At 35.3% G+C, this 20,988-nt stretch carries 19 protein-coding genes and 1 riboswitch; of the genes, 2 read left to right on the forward strand and 17 right to left on the reverse strand.

Annotation, left to right across the window (positions count from 1 at the left end; all coding sequences use genetic code 11):
- Window positions 1-98: 98 nt before the first annotated feature.
- Window positions 99-833, forward strand: a complete 735-nt coding sequence (locus DR980_RS15105) for an SIMPL domain-containing protein (protein WP_091173323.1) — start codon at window positions 99-101, stop codon at window positions 831-833.
- 190 nt (window positions 834-1,023) lie between these two features.
- Here the strand turns inward: DR980_RS15105 and queA are convergent, their stop codons facing one another.
- From queA to DR980_RS15155, 10 genes are all read right to left on the reverse strand, one after another.
- Window positions 1,024-2,073: a tRNA preQ1(34) S-adenosylmethionine ribosyltransferase-isomerase QueA gene (gene queA / locus DR980_RS15110; protein WP_091173319.1), complete on the reverse strand. Its 1,050-nt coding sequence runs from the start codon at window positions 2,071-2,073 to the stop codon at window positions 1,024-1,026.
- A 164-nt stretch (window positions 2,074-2,237) separates the two neighbouring features.
- Window positions 2,238-3,470, reverse strand: coding sequence for a 3-phosphoshikimate 1-carboxyvinyltransferase (aroA, locus tag DR980_RS15115; protein WP_113637701.1), 1,233 nt, complete (start codon window positions 3,468-3,470; stop codon window positions 2,238-2,240).
- Window positions 3,471-3,570: 100 nt separating this feature from the next.
- Window positions 3,571-3,897 carry a nucleotide pyrophosphohydrolase gene (locus tag DR980_RS15120; protein WP_039110839.1) on the reverse strand — a complete coding sequence of 109 codons (327 nt, stop codon included), beginning with the start codon at window positions 3,895-3,897 and terminating at the stop codon, window positions 3,571-3,573.
- A 1-nt stretch (window position 3,898) separates the two neighbouring features.
- Window positions 3,899-4,351, reverse strand: a complete 453-nt coding sequence (dtd, locus tag DR980_RS15125) for a D-aminoacyl-tRNA deacylase (RefSeq protein WP_113637703.1) — start codon at window positions 4,349-4,351, stop codon at window positions 3,899-3,901.
- A 23-nt stretch (window positions 4,352-4,374) separates the two neighbouring features.
- Window positions 4,375-5,352: a ribosome small subunit-dependent GTPase A gene (gene rsgA / locus DR980_RS15130; RefSeq protein ID WP_113637705.1), complete on the reverse strand. Its 978-nt coding sequence runs from the start codon at window positions 5,350-5,352 to the stop codon at window positions 4,375-4,377.
- Window positions 5,353-5,534: 182 nt separating this feature from the next.
- Window positions 5,535-6,617: a bifunctional 3-deoxy-7-phosphoheptulonate synthase/chorismate mutase type II gene (locus DR980_RS15135; protein ID WP_113637707.1), complete on the reverse strand. Its 1,083-nt coding sequence runs from the start codon at window positions 6,615-6,617 to the stop codon at window positions 5,535-5,537.
- Window positions 6,618-6,701: 84 nt separating this feature from the next.
- The gene (locus DR980_RS15140; protein ID WP_113637709.1) at window positions 6,702-7,559 is read right to left on the reverse strand and encodes a prephenate dehydrogenase; all 858 of its coding nucleotides are present in this window, start codon (window positions 7,557-7,559) and stop codon (window positions 6,702-6,704) included.
- A gap of 68 nt (window positions 7,560-7,627) precedes the next feature.
- Window positions 7,628-8,773: a pyridoxal phosphate-dependent aminotransferase gene (locus DR980_RS15145; protein WP_113637711.1), complete on the reverse strand. Its 1,146-nt coding sequence runs from the start codon at window positions 8,771-8,773 to the stop codon at window positions 7,628-7,630.
- A gap of 42 nt (window positions 8,774-8,815) precedes the next feature.
- Entirely contained in the window at window positions 8,816-9,643 is an 828-nt protein-coding gene (locus tag DR980_RS15150) for a prephenate dehydratase (protein ID WP_113637713.1), read from the reverse strand.
- Window positions 9,644-10,031: 388 nt separating this feature from the next.
- Entirely contained in the window at window positions 10,032-11,285 is a 1,254-nt protein-coding gene (locus DR980_RS15155) for a dicarboxylate/amino acid:cation symporter (RefSeq protein WP_113637715.1), read from the reverse strand.
- A 148-nt stretch (window positions 11,286-11,433) separates the two neighbouring features.
- Here DR980_RS15155 and gldA point away from each other — a divergent pair, with 148 nt between their 5' ends.
- Window positions 11,434-12,330, forward strand: coding sequence for a gliding motility-associated ABC transporter ATP-binding subunit GldA (gene gldA / locus DR980_RS15160; RefSeq protein WP_113637717.1), 897 nt, complete (start codon window positions 11,434-11,436; stop codon window positions 12,328-12,330).
- Between the two features lie 29 nt (window positions 12,331-12,359).
- Here gldA and DR980_RS15165 read toward each other — a convergent pair whose 3' ends face one another.
- From DR980_RS15165 to DR980_RS15200, 7 genes are all read right to left on the reverse strand, one after another.
- Complete coding sequence (locus DR980_RS15165; protein WP_113637719.1) at window positions 12,360-12,950, reverse strand: hypothetical protein; 591 nt, start codon at window positions 12,948-12,950, stop codon at window positions 12,360-12,362.
- 155 nt (window positions 12,951-13,105) lie between these two features.
- Window positions 13,106-13,624 carry a RusA family crossover junction endodeoxyribonuclease gene (locus DR980_RS15170; RefSeq protein WP_208630819.1) on the reverse strand — a complete coding sequence of 173 codons (519 nt, stop codon included), beginning with the start codon at window positions 13,622-13,624 and terminating at the stop codon, window positions 13,106-13,108.
- A 213-nt stretch (window positions 13,625-13,837) separates the two neighbouring features.
- Window positions 13,838-14,794, reverse strand: a complete 957-nt coding sequence (gene metF, locus DR980_RS15180; protein ID WP_113637723.1) for a methylenetetrahydrofolate reductase [NAD(P)H] — start codon at window positions 14,792-14,794, stop codon at window positions 13,838-13,840.
- Between the two features lie 80 nt (window positions 14,795-14,874).
- Window positions 14,875-17,553: a methionine synthase gene (metH, locus tag DR980_RS15185; RefSeq protein ID WP_113637725.1), complete on the reverse strand. Its 2,679-nt coding sequence runs from the start codon at window positions 17,551-17,553 to the stop codon at window positions 14,875-14,877.
- A gap of 173 nt (window positions 17,554-17,726) precedes the next feature.
- Window positions 17,727-18,728 carry a homocysteine S-methyltransferase family protein gene (locus DR980_RS15190; protein WP_113637727.1) on the reverse strand — a complete coding sequence of 334 codons (1,002 nt, stop codon included), beginning with the start codon at window positions 18,726-18,728 and terminating at the stop codon, window positions 17,727-17,729.
- 294 nt (window positions 18,729-19,022) lie between these two features.
- Window positions 19,023-19,141: riboswitch (SAM riboswitch) on the reverse strand.
- Between the two features lie 92 nt (window positions 19,142-19,233).
- On the reverse strand, window positions 19,234-20,286 hold the full coding sequence (locus tag DR980_RS15195; protein WP_113637758.1) for an NAD(P)/FAD-dependent oxidoreductase: 1,053 nt from the start codon (window positions 20,284-20,286) through the stop codon (window positions 19,234-19,236).
- 110 nt (window positions 20,287-20,396) lie between these two features.
- Complete coding sequence (locus DR980_RS15200) at window positions 20,397-20,987, reverse strand: precorrin-2 dehydrogenase/sirohydrochlorin ferrochelatase family protein (RefSeq protein WP_113637729.1); 591 nt, start codon at window positions 20,985-20,987, stop codon at window positions 20,397-20,399.
- Between the last annotated feature and the right edge of the window lies 1 nt (window position 20,988).

Below are 20,988 nucleotides of genomic sequence, written 5' to 3' on the forward strand. Positions count from 1 at the left end.
AAATTTTAGAATGCGAAAAAATAGTTCCCAATTCCTGTACGGAATTAAGAAACTACTCGTTATTTACTTATATTTGATTGAATTTAAAATTCTTAGCTATGCTTAAAAACAGTTTAAACGTTATTATTATTGCCATCGCTGTGGTAATTTCCTCGTATTTATTTTCGAATGCTTTTCAGAATCGAAATAAAAGTAACGATACCATAAGTGTGACCGGTTCCGGAAAGAAGGATTTTGTATCGGATTTGATTGTTTGGAGCGGTTCGTTTTCTAAAAAAAGCATGACTTTGAAAGATGCTTATGCCGCATTAGATGCTGATAGAGAAAAAATAAAAAGCTATTTATCCGGCAAAGGAATTGCGCCGAATGAAATGGTTTTCTCAGCGGTGAATTTCAATAAAGATTTTGAAACTACCTTCAATGAAAACGGAACTACAAGGCAGCAAATTTTTACTGGATTTACTTTAACCCAAAGTGTAAGTATCCAATCTAAGGAAGTAAATAAAATTGAGGAATTATCCAGACAATCCAGTGAATTGATCAACTCAGGCGTAGAATTTTATTCGTCTCCACCGGAATACTATTACACCAAACTAGCTGAGTTAAAAATAAAAATGATTGCCGAAGCCACAAAAGACGCGAGTATCAGAGCGAAAAGTATTGCTGAAAATGCTGATGCGAGTTTAGGGAATTTAAAGAAATCAGATATGGGCGTTTTTCAAATTACAGGTCAAAACTCATCGGAAGATTTTTCTTATGGCGGTTCCTTTAATACGCAATCCAAAAACAAAACGGCTAATATCACGGTACGATTGGTGTATCAAGTGAATTAGGAATACAAACCACTTTTATACATACAACGTCGTGTGAGGGATGGAAGCGGCATCCTTTATTTTCTTTCTTTAAGAAAATAAAGATACAGCGTAGAGCCCGACCCGCTTTTTCAGCGGGACACACACTATTATAAAACAAAAAATCTCGCCATTACTGACGAGATTTTTTTATTTAGAATCTAATTTTAGATTAGATAATCATCATTGCATCACCGTAAGAATAGAATTTATATTCTTTTTCGATAGCTTCTGCGTATGCTTTTTTCATTAAATCATGACCACAAAATGCAGATACCATCATTAATAAAGTTGATTTTGGCGTATGAAAATTAGTAATCATACACGTTGGAATCGTGAAATCATGAGGAGGAAAAACAAATTTGTTTGTCCATCCGTCAAACGGATTCAAGGTATTTTGCGAAGAAACTGAGCTTTCAACGGCACGCATAGAAGTAGTTCCTACGGTACAAATACGTTTCTTTTTAGCTTTGGCTTCATTCACAATATCACATGCTTCCTGAGTAATTTTTAATTCCTCAGAATCCATTTTGTGTTTTGATAAATCTTCAACCTCAACTGGATTGAAAGTCCCCAAACCTACGTGAAGCGTAACTTCGGCAAATTTAATTCCTTTGATTTCCAGTTTTTTCAATAAATGTTTCGAGAAGTGCAATCCTGCAGTTGGCGCTGCAACAGCTCCTTCTTCTTTAGCATAAATAGTTTGGTAACGTTCCGCATCTTCCGGAGTTACATCTCTAGAAATATATTTTGGGATTGGAGTTTCTCCAAGTTCTGTCAATTTATTTCTGAATTCTTCATACGAACCATCGTAAAGGAAACGCAATGTTCTTCCGCGAGAAGTTGTATTGTCGATAACCTCAGCCACTAATGAATCGTCATCTCCAAAATATAGTTTGTTACCAATTCTAATTTTACGTGCCGGATCAACTAAAACATCCCAAAGTCTTTGCTCAGAGTTTAATTCTCTAAGTAAAAAAACTTCGATTCTAGCTCCCGTTTTTTCTTTATTTCCGTACAAACGAGCTGGAAAAACTTTCGTGTTATTCAGAATTAAAACATCACCTTCGTCAAAATAATCGATAACATCTTTGAACATTTTGTGCTCTATAGTTCCTTTCTTGCGATCAATAACCATTAGACGAGATTCGTCTCTGTTTTCAGCTGGATATTCGGCAAGAAGTTCTTTTGGCAAATCGAATTGAAAATGTGATAATTTCATTTGATAAATTTATGAGTTATGAATTATAAGTTACGAGTTAAGCCTCAATAAATTATAATAGTTTGCAAATATACGATTGTGAGATAGGCGTTGTCAAGTGTTTTGCTGTTTATTTTCAAAAGTCCACTGCCACAAAGGCGCGAAGGCACTACATAAAATTTAATTTATAAAATTTCAGACACGTTAAATCCTAACTTCTTCATGTCTTCCCAAAAATCAGGGTATGATTTTGAAACGACTTCCGCGTTTTCGATGATAATTGGCACTTTTATAGCTAATGGTGCAAATGCCATCGCCATACGGTGATCATTATAAGTACCGATTTTAATATCAGGATTGATTTGGTTTGAAGCCAGAAGCGTCAAACTATCATTGGTCACCGATATATTCGCTCCCAATTTTGTTAACTCAATTCTAAGTGCTTCGAGTCGGTCCGTTTCTTTAATTTTCAAGGTATGCAAACCTGTCAGATGGCAACCAATTCCTAATCCAAGACAAGTAACAACTATGGTTTGGGCGATATCTGGTGTATTATTCAATTCTAAGGTTAAATTTTCAGGTTTAAAATCAGACTGTTTTACCAGAGTCATTTTGTTTCCTTCAAAATGCGTTTCAACACCCATTTGTTTGTAGATTTCAACCAAAGCTGAATCACCTTGCAAACTAGTTTTTTTATAACTGTTTAATGAAATCGTAGCATTTTCAGCCAAGGCAGCCAGACTAAAAAAGTACGATGCAGAACTCCAATCGGATTCAACGGTCATTACTTTCGACGCTACTTCTTGTTTTGGATATACCGTAATTACATTTCCTTCGAAACTGGTTTTGATGTCTAAATCATTCAACAAAGCCAATGTCATTTTGATGTAAGGAACAGAAGTGATTTCACCGACTAAAGTGATTTCGATTCCGTTTTCCAGTTTTGGCGCCACTAATAACAACGCCGATATGTATTGACTGCTTACATTGGCAGGAATATTCACTTTAGAAGCAGTAATTTTTTGTCCTTTGATTCGAATTGGCGGATATCCTGCTTCTTTCTCGTAGGAGATTTTAGCACCCAATTGTTCCAAGGCTTCCACCAAAACTTTTATGGGACGCTCCGTCATTCTTTGAGAGCCGGTCAACACAACTTCGCGACCTTCGTTTACAGCAAAATAAGCCGTTAAAAAACGCATTGCCGTTCCCGCATGATGAATATCAACTATTTCCTCGTTTCCTTTCAACGCTTTTTGCATGACTTCGCTGTCATCAGAATTGGAAGTATTAGCCAAAGTAATATTTGGAAATAAGGCTTGTAACAGTAATAATCGGTTAGTCTCACTTTTTGAACCAGTAATATTTAATTTTGAATTATCAATTGTGAATTGTGAATTCGTACTTAATTTTAAATTCATGTAGCTAATTATGAGTTATGAATTATGAATTATGAGTGGTATAATTCAAGTTCGCAATTTACCACTCCGCATTTATAATTCATAATTTATACTTCACAAATTATTTGAGTTTTTCGTTGTTTTTGTGACGGTCTTTGTCTCTAACGGATTTCAAATCCATCTTTTTATCAAAAGCGGCTTGTAAATCGATTCCGGTTTGGTTTGCCAAACACAATACCACAAAAACCACATCGGCTAATTCTTCGCCAAGGTCTTTATTTTTATCGCTTTCTTTTTCGGATTGCTCTCCATAACGGCGGGCAATGATTCGGGCTACTTCGCCTACTTCTTCGGTAAGTTGTGCCATATTAGTTAGTTCGTTAAAGTAACGAACGCCGTGTTCTTTGATCCAAGTATCTACGTCGAGTTGGGAATTTTTTAGGTTCATCTTATTCTTTATTTTTACTGTCAATTACTATTGTTACAGGACCATCATTTAATAAAAGCACTTTCATATCAGCACCAAATATGCCGGTTTGTACTTTTTTACCCAATTCTTTTTCTAACTGAAGTACAAAATTTTCGTACAACGGAATGGCTACTTCTGGTTTTGAAGCTTTTATATAGGAAGGACGATTTCCTTTTTTGGTAGCGGCGTGCAGTGTAAATTGACTTACCACAATGATATCGCCATCTATATCTTTGACGGATAAATTCATTATATCATTTTCATCCCCAAAAATGCGGATGTTAGTAATCTTATTAACCAGCCAATCTATATCTTCCTGGTTATCTGCATCTTCAATACCAACTAAAACCAATAATCCTTTCTGAATATCGGCTACGATTTCAGCATCTATTGTTACGGAGGCTGAGGAAACTCTTTGAATTACAACTTTCATTATTAAAATTGAAATTGATATTATTATTCCCTTGTTTTATCACTGATTATTCTATCCTCGTTATGAATATCAGTACGGTAATTTTCATCATCTCCTTCCAGAATTTTAAGGTAACTTCTATAACGGGACCAAGCGATTTCGTCTTTTTCTAAAGCAACTTTAATAGCACAATGCGGCTCGTCTTTATGCAAGCAATTATTGAATTTACATTGCTCTTTCAATTTGAAAAATTCAGGGAAATACCCACTAATTTCTTCTTTTTCCATGTCGACAATTCCAAAACCTTTGATACCTGGCGTGTCAATAATTTTAGCATCAAAAGACAAATCGTACATCTCAGCAAATGTTGTGGTATGTTGTCCTTGCTTACTTGCTTCAGAAATTGTTTTTGTTTTTAAATGCAAAGAAGGCTCCATTGCATTTACCAATGTTGATTTTCCAACACCAGAATGTCCGGAGAACATACTCACTTTGCCAATCATCATTGCTTTCAACTCCTCGATTCCTTTCATTTCAGTCGAAGAAACGCGAAGACATTTGTACCCTATTTCTTGATACACATGCTGCATATACAATTGCTCATCAAGTGAGGCGTCATCAAAAGTGTCTATTTTATTAAAAACTAATATCGTTTCAATTCCATATGCTTCTGCTGTAACCAAAAAACGATCAATAAAATTAAAAGTCGTTGGCGGATTATTAATCGTAACTAACAAGAAAACTCGATCAATATTAGACGCAATAATATGCACCTGATGCGATAAATTGACAGATTTCCGAACAATATAATTCTTTCTGTCGTGAATTTTATGAATGGTCCCCGTAACGGTATCAGATGATTCTTCTAGTTCATAATCCACAACATCGCCTACAGCAATAGGATTGGTACTTTTGATTCCCTTAATTCGGAATTTCCCTTTCATACGGCATTCAATAAAATCACCTTGTTCGGATTTTACGGTGTACCAACTTCCTGTAGATTTGTATACGAGTCCTGTCATTGAGGATTTTTGATTGAAGATTAACGATTTTAGATTTCTAATTTAAAATCTAAGACTTTGCAAAGATAATTCTTTGTTTGAGGTTTAAAGTTTAAAGTTTAAAGTTTTTATCAATCTGTAAAAACAAAAAATCCCGACGACTTAAAAAAGCTGTAGGGATTTCTTGTTGAAAAAAATACGGACTAAGAATTCAATACTTTTTCTTGGTGACCAATACTTTCCTGGTGAATCGCTTTGAACATTTTTAGTACAAATTCTTCAGTCAATCCTTTTTTCTCACCATCCAAAATCATTTTTCCAAGGATTTCATTCCAACGATTATTTTGCAATACAGCAACGTTCGCGTCTTTTTTTACTTGACCTATTTCATCCGCTACTTTCATTCTTTTACCCAAAAGCTCTAACAACGTAGCATCCAAAACATCAATATTAGCTCTTAATTTAGCCATTTTTTGAGTAAATGCATCCGATACATCGTTTACTTTTCTTACTTTCAAATCAATAAAAATTTGTTTTAAAGCATCTGGCGTAACTTGTTGTGCAGCATCACTCCATGCATTGTCTGGATCGTAATGTGTTTCGATAATCATCCCATCATAATTCAAATCCAAAGCTTGTTGAGTCACTTCAAGAATCATTTTGCGGTCTCCTGTAATATGAGACGGGTCAATGATTAAAGGCAAATCAGGGAATTTATTTTGCAATTCGATAGCAATCTGCCATTCTGGAATATTTCTGTATTTTGTTTTTTCATAAGTTGAAAAACCTCTGTGAATCACCCCTAATTTCTCAATTCCAGCATTGTACAAGCGCTCAACACCACCCAACCATAAAGACAAATCTGGATTTACCGGATTCTTAACCAATACGATTTTTTTAGTTCCTGCTAAAGCATCTGCAATTTCTTGCATTGCAAATGGATTTACGGTAGTTCTGGCACCAATCCACAATACATCAATATCATATTCCAAAGCCAATTTTACGTGAGCCGCATTTGCCACTTCCGTTCCCATTAGCAATCCGGTTTGTTCTTTAGCTTTTTTTAACCATTTCAATCCAATTTCACCAACACCTTCAAATCCTCCCGGACGTGTTCTTGGTTTCCAAATTCCTGCTCTAAAAACGCTTACATCTGAATCTTTCAATTCATGTGCAATTTTCAATACTTGTTCTTCTGTTTCAGCACTACAAGGTCCTGCGATCACAAATGGATGAGTCAAATTGAATTCATTCAACCAATTTCTCATTTCTTTCTTGTTTTCCATCTTTTCTAATTTTATTTTAATATTTTATTGTGTGTTGTTCTTTTTGACTGTAACCTGCTCCCGAAGCTTCGGGATGAATGCTGATTACTTTTTAACATTCATTCCGTTTAATATTTCTTTTATTTTATTGACGCTTTGCATTTCATTGTAAATCGCATCGTAATCTTCCTTTTCTAATAATTCTTTAAATTTCGATAAATTCGAAATGTATTCCTCCAATGTTTTCACAACCTGTTTCCTGTTTTGTTTAAAAATTGGCGTCCACATTGCTGGGGAACTTTTGGCCAAACGAACCGTACTTTCAAAACCGGAACCTGCCATATCAAAAATATCCTGTTCGTCTTTCTCTTTATTAATTACCGTTTTTCCCAGCATAAAGGCACTTATATGTGATAAATGAGACACATAAGCAATATGTTTATCATGTGATTTTGGATCCATATAACGGATTCTCATTCCCATTGCTTTAAACAAATCCAGCGCTTTCTCCTGTAATTTGAAAGTCGTTTTCTCTACCTCACAAATGATATTTGTCTTCCCTTGAAACAATCCCTTTATCGCCGCCGAAGGTCCCGAAAACTCCGTTCCTGCAATAGGATGTGTGGCTATAAAATTCCTTCTTTTAGGATGATTGGCTACTGCTTCGCAAATAGGCATTTTAGTAGAACCCACTTCAAAAACAATCGTATTATCCCCAATAACATCCAAAACTTTCGGCAAAACTATCAATGCAACATCAACAGGAACTGAAACAATTACAAAGTCTGCATCCACTAAATCATCAAATGTTGCAGCTGCATCCACAACTCCTAAAGCTATGGCTTCCGCCAAATGACTTTCGTTGTTATCAATTCCATAAATTTTGGCTTCCGGATGCAACGTTTTAATGTCCAATGCCATTGAACCACCGATTAATCCTATTCCTATTACGTATATTTTCATGGTTTTATTTATATACCTACAAGGTTTTGAAAGTCTTGTAGGAAAATCTGAAATCGTTAATCAACAATCTAGAATCTATTTATCGCTTCCTGTACTTTTTTTTCTTTTACACAAAGTGCAAATCGGATGTAACCTTCGCCATTAGAACCAAAAATTGTTCCCGGTGTAATGAAAATAGATTTGTCATATAAAATTTCATCAATGAATTTCTCTGCCGATGTAATTCCGTCCGGCAATTTTGCCCAAACAAATAATCCAACTCCTTCCTTATACACTTTGCACCCTAATTTCTCCGCCAGTTGTTCCGTAAGAATTCTGCGTTTTTTATAAATCGCATTCATCGATTCAAACCAAGTTTTGTCACTTTTCAAAGCTTCAATTGCTCCCTTTTGAATCCCGTAAAACATTCCGCTATCCATGTTACTTTTTACTTTTAAAACTGCATCGATACAAGCTGCATTTCCTAGAAGCATTCCAACTCTCCAGCCCGCCATGTTGAAAGTCTTGCTCAAAGAATTCAATTCTAAAACCACGTCTTTTGCTCCTTCCACTTGCAATAAACTCATCGGATTGTCATTTAAAACAAAACTGTACGGATTGTCATTAACTAACAAAATATTATGTTTTTTGGCGAAAGCCACCAACTTTTCAAACAATTCCAAACTTCCTCTTGCTCCTGTTGGCATGTGCGGGTAACCAATCCACATGATTTTCACTTTCGATAAATCTAATTTCTCTAAAGCTTCAAAATCCGGTTCCCAGTTATTATTTTCTTTTAAGTCATAATAAACTGGAACTGCTCCAACTAAATTCGTCACCGAAGTGTATGTTGGATATCCTGGATTTGGAATCAACACCTGATCGCCTTCATTCAAAAAAGCCAGTGAAATATGCATAATTCCCTCTTTGGAACCCATCAAAGGCAAGATTTCGTTAGCCGGATTCAACGCAACTCTGTAATTATTTTTGTAAAAATCAGCCATGCCTTGACGCAATTCCGGTAATCCTTGATAACTTTGGTATTGATGCGCATTTTCATCTTGCATTGCCAGAACTACTGCGTCAATTACCGCTTGTGACGGCTGCAAATCCGGACTTCCAATTCCCATATTGATAATAGGTTTCCCTTCAGAAGCCAGTTGTCTTACTTCTCTCAATTTTGACGAGAAATAGTATTCTTCAATTATATCGAGACGTTTCGCTGTAGTAATCATGTGTAAGTTTTAATATTTTTTGACTTTGTAACTTTCGATTAATTATAATTTTGTGTTTTTATATTCGCCTAACACTTTGAAATACTCCGCCATGATGATCAATAATGACTTTGCTTTAGCATAATCTTCGTATTTTTCGAAAGTAACATCCACAAAAAACGAATATTTCCAAGGTGTTTCTATTTTTGGTAACGACTGAATTTTGGTTAAATTCAATTTGCAATCGCTCATTACATTCAAAACTGCCGCCAAACTGCCACGTTTGTGGTCCAATTCAAATTTGATGGACGCTCTGTTGATTTTGTTTTCCGGAACAAATGAATTGTCCTTTTTGATAATCACAAAACGTGTCATATTATTTTTAATCGTTTGGATTTCCGGAGCCAAAATTTCTAAATCATACATTTCAGAAGCGATTTTACTGGCAATTGCGGCAATTCCTTTCAACTGTTTTTCCTGAATTCTACGCGCCGTTTCAGCAGTATCTTTGTCTTCAACTAATTTTATGTTTGGATATTTTTTCAGGAATTCCATACATTGTAAAATAGCCATTGGATGCGAATGCACTTCCTGAATATCTTCCATTTTTTGACCTTTTAACGCCATTAAATTTTGATGAATTCTCAAATAATGTTCTCCTATTATGTGCAAATTATTTTTGTCAATCAATGCGTAATTTGGAATAATTGGACCCGCAATAGAATTTTCTATCGCCATAACTGCCTGATCTGATTTGCCTGAAAGCAGGTTATCTACTAATTCTTCAAAGGACAAACATTCATCAACAATAACTGCCTGATTGAAATATTCCTGTGCCACCTGATGGTGAAAAGAACCCGTTATCCCTTGTATTCCAATTATTTCATTCATTTTACACATTTTTAAGCAAAAAAAAATCCCGATTTTCATCGGGATTGTATATTTATAGTATCAATTTAATTTTATAATCAAATAACCATACAACAATCCCTTTCTACTTTCCAGAAGAAATAATAAGAATTGCTAAAATAAAATCGGTTACTCAACATGTTGTTGCTTTTTTGTATTAATTACTGTGCGAATGTATACATAATTTCCAGCTAACCAAAAAAAAAAGCTGATTTTGTTGAACAAAAAAAGGATTCGCTAAAAAACTGGTTATTAATTATATAATGTTTAAAAAAAAGACTTTTAAAATCCTTTTTAGTTATTACACATTTAAGATTTCAGTCAACTAAAATATTCTCACCCTCCATTCCACCTTTGAAACATTCAGAAATCAAGTCACTAATTTTTCCGAAATCCATTTTTTACCTTCCGAAATTCGAGTTACCATCATAGCCGAAACCAAATCGCCATTGGCATTCAGCAATGTCGCCATTGGATCTACCAAAGTTCCCACAATCATTGCTGCCGGAAGCGCTTGTTCCATTGGAAATCCATAAACGGTAATCGCCAATATTTCTCCTATGTAACCTCCGTTTGGAATTCCGCCTTCAACTACTGAAACAATTACTGTAATTCCCAATGCCATTAGTAACGTATTCGGATCCGTTAAATCTTTTCCAAACATGGCGAAAATTACTGCAATTTTTATAATCGACGACATACTAGAACCATCTTTGTGCAAAGGTGCTCCCAGTGGAATAACTACATTCCTGATGTGAGCCGGAATATTCATTTTTTCGGCACCTTCCAGATTAGCAGGAATTGTCGCAATGCTGCTGCAGGTTCCCAATGCTGTTAAGGAAGGCGTAATATTATTTTTCCAAAACACTTTAAATCCTAATTTTCCTCCGGCGATAAATGCGTACAAACTAAAAAATACGACAAAGTAAAAAGCGCAAACTGCATAATAAAGTCCCAAAGGTTTTGCATAAGCGCCAAATAATTGCGGTCCAAATATCCCAACTTGATACGCAAAATAAGCACCCAACCCTATTGGAGCAGTTTTCATAATCATGTGTAACAATTGTTTCATCACTTCATTGCCTGAATTCAAGAACCTACTGAAATCTTTCCCTTTTTCACCCGATTGCAAACTGGCAAATCCTATTAAAAACGAAAATATGATGAGCGCTAACATGCTTTTTCGAGAAAGTAGCTCATAAAAATCCCCCGCTGTGAGCAATTGAGTAATTTGTGAACCTGTATTTGCACTTTGTACACTTTCCAAAGGTATTTTTGAAAGAATAATATCTTGCTGAATGGGAAATAACAAAACAGCAACGAGCATCAAAATAGCCGAAATCAATACTGTACTTAAAAATACGCCAATGACAATTACAAACAATTTACCGAGTTTCTCTGATTTTTCTAAATTAGCAATCGAAGAAGCGATCGTAAAAAAAATCAACGGGATAATTGCTGTAAACAATAAATTCAGAAATATATCGCCCAAAGGCTTAATCACCTCTACGCCTTTTCCAAAAACTAAACCCAAAATGCTACCTGCCAGAATTCCGCCAAGTAGCAATAAAATACTTTTGTAATTTTTCAAGAAACTGCCCGACTGTGTATTTTTCAAATTCATATTTATATAGTTTAGGGTAAATATATAAATCTAAAATAGAATATCATCCCGCTTTGTAAAACTTTGACTTAGGTCTTTTTAGCTATTGAGCTACAAAAAACAATAAATCAATGTTTTTTCTGTTTACTTTTGCAACAAATAAAATTCCATGTCAATAGAAGTAAATAACATATCAAAAAGTTACGGTGCCCAAAAAGCATTGGATAACATTTCATTTTCTATAAAAAAAGGAGAAATCGTTGGTTTTTTAGGTCCAAATGGAGCCGGAAAATCAACTTTAATGAAAATATTGACAACCTACATCAATGCCGATGAAGGCACTGCAATCGTAAATGGAAATGATGTAAACACTCAACAGAAAGCAGTGCAACTTTCTATTGGTTACCTTCCGGAACACAATCCGTTGTATTTGGATTTGTATGTGAGAGAATATTTGGCTTTTAATGCTGATGTTTATAAAGTAGCCAAATCCAGAATCGAAGAAGTAATTCAATTGACTGGTTTAAGTACTGAAAGTCATAAAAAAATTGGACAATTATCTAAAGGATATCGCCAGCGTGTAGGTCTTGCCAATGCTTTATTGCACAATCCTGATGTTTTGATTTTGGACGAACCAACTACCGGTTTAGACCCGAATCAATTAATGGAAATTCGTAATGTGATTAAAAACGTGGGGAAAGACAAAACGGTTTTCCTTTCCACACACATTATGCAGGAAGTCGAGGCCATTTGTGACCGCGTGATTATCATCAATAACGGTAAAATTGTTACCGATAAAAAACTGGACAATTTAATTTCTGAAGACAAGGAACAAGTTATCGAAGTAGAATTTGATTATAAAATAGAGGAACAATTAATTGCTAAAATTGAAAATCTTGTTTCTTATAAAAATACGCATGATATGATTTGGGAATTAACTTTCAAAGCGGATAAAGACATGCGTCCTGCTGTTTTTGATTTTGCGAATGCCAATGGTTTGAAAACCTTGCAGCTGAATCAGAAAAATAAAAATCTAGAAGCTGTATTTAGAGAGATTACGAAATAGTTGGCAATGTTCAGACTTATTTTGAGTAGTTAGCGTGGATTTACAATCCATGAATTAATTATTTCATTATAGATCATGTCGTATGAATTTAATCCTACAGAATTTGAAGCTTTTAAATAGAGATTTAACTTAATTTGTTCTGGATTATGATTTAATACTTTACTATCAAAACTCTTGTCACTTGTCAAGTAAAAGTCATCATCCACTGTAATAGTTTCTCCAGCTTTCCATTCTTGGCCACAACAATAAAGTGTTTTCCTGAATAATAAATAAGATTTCTCACCATACTTAAAATTCACATTCAGTTCAGGCGTTAATTCTGCATCCTCTATATTATCACCTGTTATATTTCTAATTTTAGCCTTAATATGAATATAAGGAACATTATAACTAATTTTACGCGGTTTATTATTGATAGCAGCAATGATACTACCACTCTCAACTCGATCAATTATCCCAAAAGACGTATTCAAATCAGTTATTTCAAATTTTTCATTCTTTTGCTCACCAAACACAGTTTTTAATTCTTCTTTAAACCAATAAACTTTCGCTGTATAAAATAAAGCGATTAATACTATAATAATTATTCCAAATTGCAGTCCCCCTTTTTTTGTTGACATATTATTTATTTTATAAAAAATTTACTTTCATAATCATTAGACTTTCTATCAATTGCAATATAACCAAATCAAAAATTCACATTAACTGTTAACCCTAAAACGCCTAATAATATTTTGAAATTAGAGAATAAATCTACTATTTCTTGAAAAGAAATCTACCACTCTGTTGTACTCATCATTTTAATACCATCTCTAAATCCTTTATTAGTTTCCGTGATCTTTGTTATTCCAATCATAATACCATTAAGCTTCATTGGATGAATATGTTTTGTACATATTAAACTAGAAATTTGAGAATCATCCTCAAATGCTATACTATTCAAACTATCTAAAACACATTTTGCAAGATTATCAACATCAACTTCCTTATACCTTTTTTCAGTGATTGATATAGAAATTATAACTTCAACTTCATGAGGTTTTTTTATTATTTTACCTTCTCTAAATTTTTCTTTAGCAGTATCTTTTATAAGATTATTAAATTTAAGAACAGAATCCGTAATCGGTTTTTTTACATAAAAATTGTCTAAAACTTTTTCTTCTTCGTTTTTTTGAATCTCATAAATTTTTATAGGCTTAAATTTATCCTGCTTTGTTGGTATTGCTTGTCCTCCAAAAAGCATGAGTATATAATCAATTTTTGGATTTTTGTAAAACATAACTCCTTCACTCATAAATTTTTAATTGTTAATATTTTATAAATAAAAACTACTAAATCCCCTATTGCCAAAATACAAAATATTCCCTACAAACCACCAAAAGCAAAAGGATATTTTTAGAAGTGGTATTAACACTAGATAGAAAATGACCTCAAAGGTTTTAAAAACCTCTGAGATCAAACATAATATTATTAATTTAATAGGATTGCTTCGTTCCTCGCAATGACTTTAAAAAACCTTACTCGCTATTTGTCGAATATTTTCTGATTTCCCCATGGAATAATAATGTAACACGGGAACTCCGGCAGCTTTCAATTCTAAAGATTGTTGAATCGCCCATTCGATTCCTACTTGTCTGATGTCAGCATTGTTTTTACATTGATCAACTGCATGAATTAAATCTTCTGGCAAATCAATTCGAAAAATTTGTGGTAAAACCTGTAAGTGTCTTTGTACTGCGATTGGTTTAATTCCTGGAATAATAGGAACTGTAATTCCCATTTCTCTGGCTTTAGCAACAAATTCAAAGTATTTAGCATTATCAAAAAACATTTGTGTCACCACATAATCAGCTCCTGCATCTACTTTTTCTTTCAATCTTTTTAAATCAGAAATTAAAGACGGTGATTCTAAATGTTTCTCCGGATATCCCGCAACTCCAATACAGAAATTAGCTTTGTTATCAACATCCATCACGTCATGCAAATATTTTCCGCAATTCAATTGGTTAATTTGCTTGACCAAATCGACTGCGAAATCATTCCCTCCTTTTTTAGGAACAAAAGACTGCTCGTCCTTCATCGCATCGCCACGCAAAGCCATCACATTATCAATTCCCAGATAATGACAATCGACTAATAAATATTCGGTTTCTTCTTTGGTAAAACCACCGCAAAGCACATGAGGAACTGTATCTACATTGTACTTATGCTTGATTGAAGCACAAATTCCAAGCGTTCCAGGACGCATTCTGGTTAGTTTTTTTTCCAATAATCCATTTCCCTTATCGACATAAATAAACTCTTCGCGAGAAGTGGTTACATCTATAAATGGCGGTTTGAACTCCATCAACGGATCAATATTATCGTATAATTCCTGAATGCTTTTCCCTTTTTGAGGCGGAATAATTTCGAAGGAGAACAACGTTTCTCCTTTTGAGTCTTCTATATGTTGTGTTACTTTCATTTTAAGTCTTAAAGTTTGAATGTCAAAAGTCGAAAGTCACGTCCTTTGGACTTTATGACTTTTGACTTTACGACTATGTTTTAATCCGCAATATTTGGGTTCAGCCATTTCATAGCTACTTCAGTCGAAACGCTTCTACGTTTGGCGTAATCAATAACTTGGTCTTCTTTTATTTTTCCAAGTCCAAAATACTTACTTTCCGGATTCCCAAAATAGTATCCTGAAACCGAAGAAGCTGGCCACATCGCCATACTTTCGGTTAAAGTCACTCCAATTTCTTGTTCTACATTTAGTAATTTCCAAATTGTTGGTTTTTCTAAATGGTCAGGACAAGCCGGATAACCCGGTGCAGGACGAATACCTTTATAAACCTCTTCAATCATAGCTTCTGTTGTTAAATTTTCATCAGAAGCGTATCCCCAAATTTCTTTACGGATTTTTTCATGTAAATATTCTGCAAAAGCTTCTGCAAAACGATCTGCCAATGCTTTCACCATAATCGAATTGTAATCGTCTAAATCTCTTTCGAATTCTGCTGCCCATTCATCAACCCCAAAACCGGTCGTGACACAAAACGCACCCATATAATCGGTTTTACCACTGTCTTTCGGAGCAATAAAATCCGACAATGCAATATTTGGAGCACCTTTCGTTTTTTGTGATTGCTGACGCAACGTCAAGAATTTCTCCAAGACTTTTCCACTTTCATCGCTTAATTCAATATCGTCATCATTCACTTGATTCGCAGGAAAGATTCCGTAAATTCCTTTGGCAGTCAATTTCTTTTCTTTCAAAATAACGTCCAACATTTCTTTGGCATCCGCAAAAACAGAAGTAGCTTGTTCGCCAACAACATTATCCGTTAAAATAGCCGGATATTTCCCGAACAATTCCCAGGTTCTAAAAAACGGTGTCCAATCAATGTACGGAACCAAAACATCCAAATCGACTTCGATTGTTTTTGTTCCAATAAAATTAGGTTTCATTGGATTGTAGTTTTCCCAATCTAATTTAAGTTTATTAACACGAGCTTGCTCAATTGTCAAGAAATTTTTGTCGCGTGAACGATTTAAAAAAGTTTCTCTAAAAGCATCATATTCTGCTCTGATGTCACTTGCAAAAATTTTCTTTTCACTATTCAATAAATTTCCAGCAACCGTTACGGCTCTTGAAGCATCATTTACGTGAATAACAGTTGATTTATATTGTGGCGCAATTTTCACGGCAGTGTGCGCTCGTGAAGTCGTTGCTCCGCCAATCATCACAGGGATCTTTATGTTTCTTTTGTCTAACTCTTTAGCGAGATAAACCATTTCATCAAGTGACGGTGTTATCAATCCGCTTAAACCAATAATATCAACGTTGTGTTCTATTGCGGCAGCGATGATTTTCTCAGGTGCAACCATAACCCCTAAATCAATGATTTCATAATTGTTACAAGCCAAAACAACTGAAACAATATTTTTTCCAATATCGTGTACGTCGCCTTTTACCGTCGCCATTAAGATACGACCTGCAAAACTCGAAACACCATCTTTTTCGGCTTCAATAAATGGCAATAAATAAGCTACCGCTTTCTTCATTACACGAGCTGATTTTACCACTTGTGGCAAAAACATTTTACCCGAACCAAATAAATCCCCAACAACATTCATTCCCGCCATTAGGTTGATTTCGATTACTTCGATAGGTTTTGTTGCTGCAAGTCTAGCTTCTTCAACATCGATTTCTATAAATTCATCGACTCCTTTTACTAACGAGTGCGTCAATCGTTCCTGAATAGTTCCCGAACGCCATTCCTGAACTGCTTTTTCATTACTCTTTACGTCTCCCTTTACATTTTCTGCAAAGTCCAACAAACGTTCCGTTGCATCATCGCGTCTGTTTAGAATTACATCCTCAACACGTTCTAATAAATCTTTTGGAATTTCGTCGTAGATAGAAAGCATTTCTGGATTCACGATTCCCATAGTCATACCATGCTGAATCGCATGGTACAAAAACACTGAGTGCATCGCTTCCCGAACCGTGTCATTTCCTCTAAACGAAAACGAAACATTACTCACACCACCGCTAATGTGCGCATGAGGAAGATTTTCTCTAACCCATTTGGTTCCTCTGAAGAAATCCAATGCGTTCAATCGGTGTTCTTCCATTCCTGTTGCAACAGGAAAAATATTCAAATCGAAAATAATATCCTGTGGAGGAAAACCAACTTTGTTTACCAAAATATCATACGAACGTTGGCAAATTTCTATTCGGCGTTCATAATTATCCGCTTGTCCAGTTTCATCAAAAGCCATTATAATAGCTGCAGCTCCATAACGCTTAATCAATTTAGCATGATGAATAAATTGTTCTTCCCCTTCTTTCAAAGAGATCGAATTTACTACACTCTTTCCTTGAACTACTTTTAATCCCGCTTCAATGATGTCCCATTTCGAACTGTCAATCATGATTGGCACTCGGGAAATATCAGGTTCTGCAGCGATTAGATTTAGGAATTTTGTCATAGCGTATTCGCCATCCAGCATTCCTTCATCCATATTAATATCGATGATTTGCGCGCCACCTTCCACTTGCTCTTTGGCAATACTGAGTGCTTCTTCGTATTTTTCTTCCTTGATTAATCGAAGGAATTTTCTAGAACCTGTTACATTCGTACGTTCACCAATATTCACAAATACGCTTTCCGGCGTAATGATTAAAGGCTCTAATCCCGATAAAACAAGGTTTCTTCTAGTTTCTGCTTGTGCCATTTTTATTTTGTTTGATCCTTCACGATTTCAGCAAACGTTCAGGTTTCGTATATCTTATTATTATTTTGGGCGTGACCCAAAAAGGGTCGGGCTATTCGTTGCAAGTCCTCGTCTCATCCGAAAAGACGAGACTGTGGGCTTTTCACTGCTATCCCTCACGCGGGCATTCTTAGTTACATCACCGCCGTCGAAACTCTCGGCTTATAGTCCTTTGCTATATCAGCAATCAACTTGATATGTTCTGGCGTTGTTCCACAACAACCGCCTATGATATTGACTAAATTATCGTCTAAATATTCTTTGATTAAAGCTTGCATTTCTTGCGGTGTTTCATCATACTCTCCAAATGCGTTTGGCAATCCTGCATTAGGATGCGCCGACACATTGAATGAAGTATTTTGCGACAAAGTTTGCAAATAAGGCTTCAACAAATCAGCTCCCAAAGCGCAATTGAAACCTACGCTCAACAACGGAATATGTGAAACCGAAACCAAAAAAGCTTCTACGGTTTGACCAGAAAGTGTTCTTCCTGATGCATCCGTAATCGTTCCGGAAACCATGATTGGAATATCGATATTGCGTTCGTCTTTGACTTCTTCAATGGCAAAAAGTGCTGCTTTGGCATTTAAAGTGTCAAAAATAGTTTCTACTAACAATAAATCACTTCCTCCGTCAATCAAAGCCTCAACTTGTTGTTTGTAAGCAATGCGCAAATCATCGAAAGTTACGGCTCTGTAACCCGGATCGTTTACATCTGGTGACATGCTGGCCGTTCTGTTTGTTGGTCCTATTGAACCCGCAACAAAACGAGGTTTGTCTGGATTTTTGGCTGTGAATTCATCGGCTACTTCACGGGCAATTCGTGCTGATTCATAGTTGAGTTCATATACCAAATCTTCGAGATGGTAATCGGCCATTCCGATGGTGGTTCCTGAGAACGTATTGGTTTCAACGATATCCGCTCCAGCTTCAAAATAAGCTGCGTGAACTGCTCGTATTGCTTGTGGTTGCGTGATTGATAATAAATCGTTATTCCCTTTTAAGGAATGTGGAAAATCTTTGAAACGTTCGCCTCGAAAATCTTCTTCGGAAAAATTGTATCGTTGCAACATGGTTCCCATAGCTCCATCGAGTACGAGTATGTTTTTTTTAATGGCTTCTTGAATGCTTGACATACCTTTTTATTTCTTGTGAATCTCGATAGGTATCAGGATTCACACTTTTGATTAATAATTACAAAAGTTCACTATTTTAGCTCTTTAGCCCCGATTGCAGTGAAAATCCTTTCTCGTCCTGAACTTGTTTCAGGATCCTGAAACAAGTTCAGGACGAGAAAGATTGCAACGGAAAGCGGGAACGGTATTGGCAAAAAAACGCCAATTGTTCGCTCCTGATACTGAAATTAATTCAGCAGGCTAAAAATATATGTTGTCAAGAAAAGGTTTGAGAAATACTAAGTGAGTATTCGTGTGTTATCTATCTTAGATACTGAAACTGTTCAGTACAAAGTAGAATGTAGCACCTTCTTTAAAGATAAAGGGTTGCTAAGGTTTCATTGGGTCTTTCCCTCCGCCTTTCGTGATAACTTTCAATAAATATAGGAACAGTGCAAAGTAAAGACAAAGCGCTAATACTTGCAAGTATTAGCGCTTAATTTTTTAACTAGTTTGGGCTAAGTTGTTAAACTATTGCTTTAACCACGGCTTTTGGAGCTTCTTTACGCGTTCCGTCAAATCCGTCAACACCGGAAACTGTAGTGTATTTCAATACATATCTCTTACCCGGATTGATGATTTGGTAAGCTGCCTGACACATTAATGTTGCTTCGTGGAAACCACAAAGAATCAATTTTAATTTTCCAGGATAGGTATTAACGTCACCAATAGCAAAAATTCCAGGAATGTTCGTTTGGTAATCCAAAGCATTATTTACTTTGATAGCATTTTTTTCAATGTCTAATCCCCAGTCTCCGATAGGACCTAACTTTGGAGTTAATCCAAAAAGTGGAATAAAATAATCCGTTTCAATGGTGCGGTGTGCGCCATTTTCCTCGACTACAACTCCTTCTAAATGTTCAGCACCTTTCAAGCCAACAACTTCTCCAGGGGTAATCATTTTTATTTTACCGGAATTTTTCAATTCCTGTACTTTTTCTACAGAATCTAAAGCACCCCTGAATTCGTTTCTACGGTGAATCAAAGTCACTTCAGAAGCTACATTCGACAAGAAAATACTCCAGTCTAAAGCTGAATCTCCTCCTCCAGCGATTACTACTTTTTTGTCTCTGAATTTCTCTGGATTTTTGATAAAGTATTTAATTCCTTTATCTTCATAAAATTCGATATCTTCAATCAATGGTTTTCTTGGTTCAAAACTTCCCAATCCACCAGCAATTGCTACTACAGGAGCATGGAATTTTTTTCCTTTATTTGAAGTTACAATAAAAGTTCCGTCTTCTTGTTTTTCGATTGTTTCAGCACGTTCACCAAGGGTAAATCCCGGTTCGAACTGCTTGATTTGTTCCATTAGATTATCTACTAAATCTCCCGCTAATACTTCAGGAAATCCTGGAATATCATAAATAGGTTTTTTAGGATATAATTCAGATAATTGTCCGCCCGCTTGTGGCAAAGCATCCAGAATATGACATTTTAATTTTAACAATCCTGCTTCAAAAACTGCAAATAAACCCGTAGGCCCGGCTCCTATTATAAGTATGTCTGTTTTAATCATTTTTTTATTCTTTATGTAATGTAATTGTGCTAAACTATTTAATTGCAAATGAACGATTGATTTATATTACTTTAAATGATAAATATCAGTCGGATTCTTTGTTCTTTATGCTATTCTCTTGGTTCTTTATTCTTCAACGACTCGGTGATTTCATTCATCTTCTGCACTTTTTCTTCGAAATTCCCTTTTAGCGTTTTGCGATATTCATTTAAATTTTCGACCATTTTATTAATATCGTCCGGAATGATTTCTTCAAAAAACTCCCGTAATCTTTTGGCAGTTGTTGGTGATTTTCCATTGGTTGAAATGGCGATTTTTACATTTCCTTTGGTCACAATTCCGCCCAAATAATAATCACATAATGGCGGTGTATCCGCAATATTGCAAATCAAATATCTTTTTCTGGATAAATCATAAATCCTTTTATTCACTTTCAAATCATCCGTACAAGCAATAACCATGTGGCGTTTGCGAAGCATCCATCGATTGAATTTTCTATACGTCAATTGTACCGAAGGATGTTTTGCAGCGAGGCTTTCCAGCTCTGGTAAAAACTTTGGCGCCACCACCTCAACATTGGCGTTTGGACTTGATTTCAACATAAAAGATAACTTTTCTAAACCCACATTTCCGCCACCCACAATAAGTACGTTGAGGTTGTGTAATTTTAAAAATATTGGATATAATTCGTTCCGTTCCAAT

Origin of the sequence: Flavobacterium psychrolimnae, assembly GCF_003312425.1 — a bacterium.
Taxonomy (GTDB): domain Bacteria; phylum Bacteroidota; class Bacteroidia; order Flavobacteriales; family Flavobacteriaceae; genus Flavobacterium; species Flavobacterium psychrolimnae.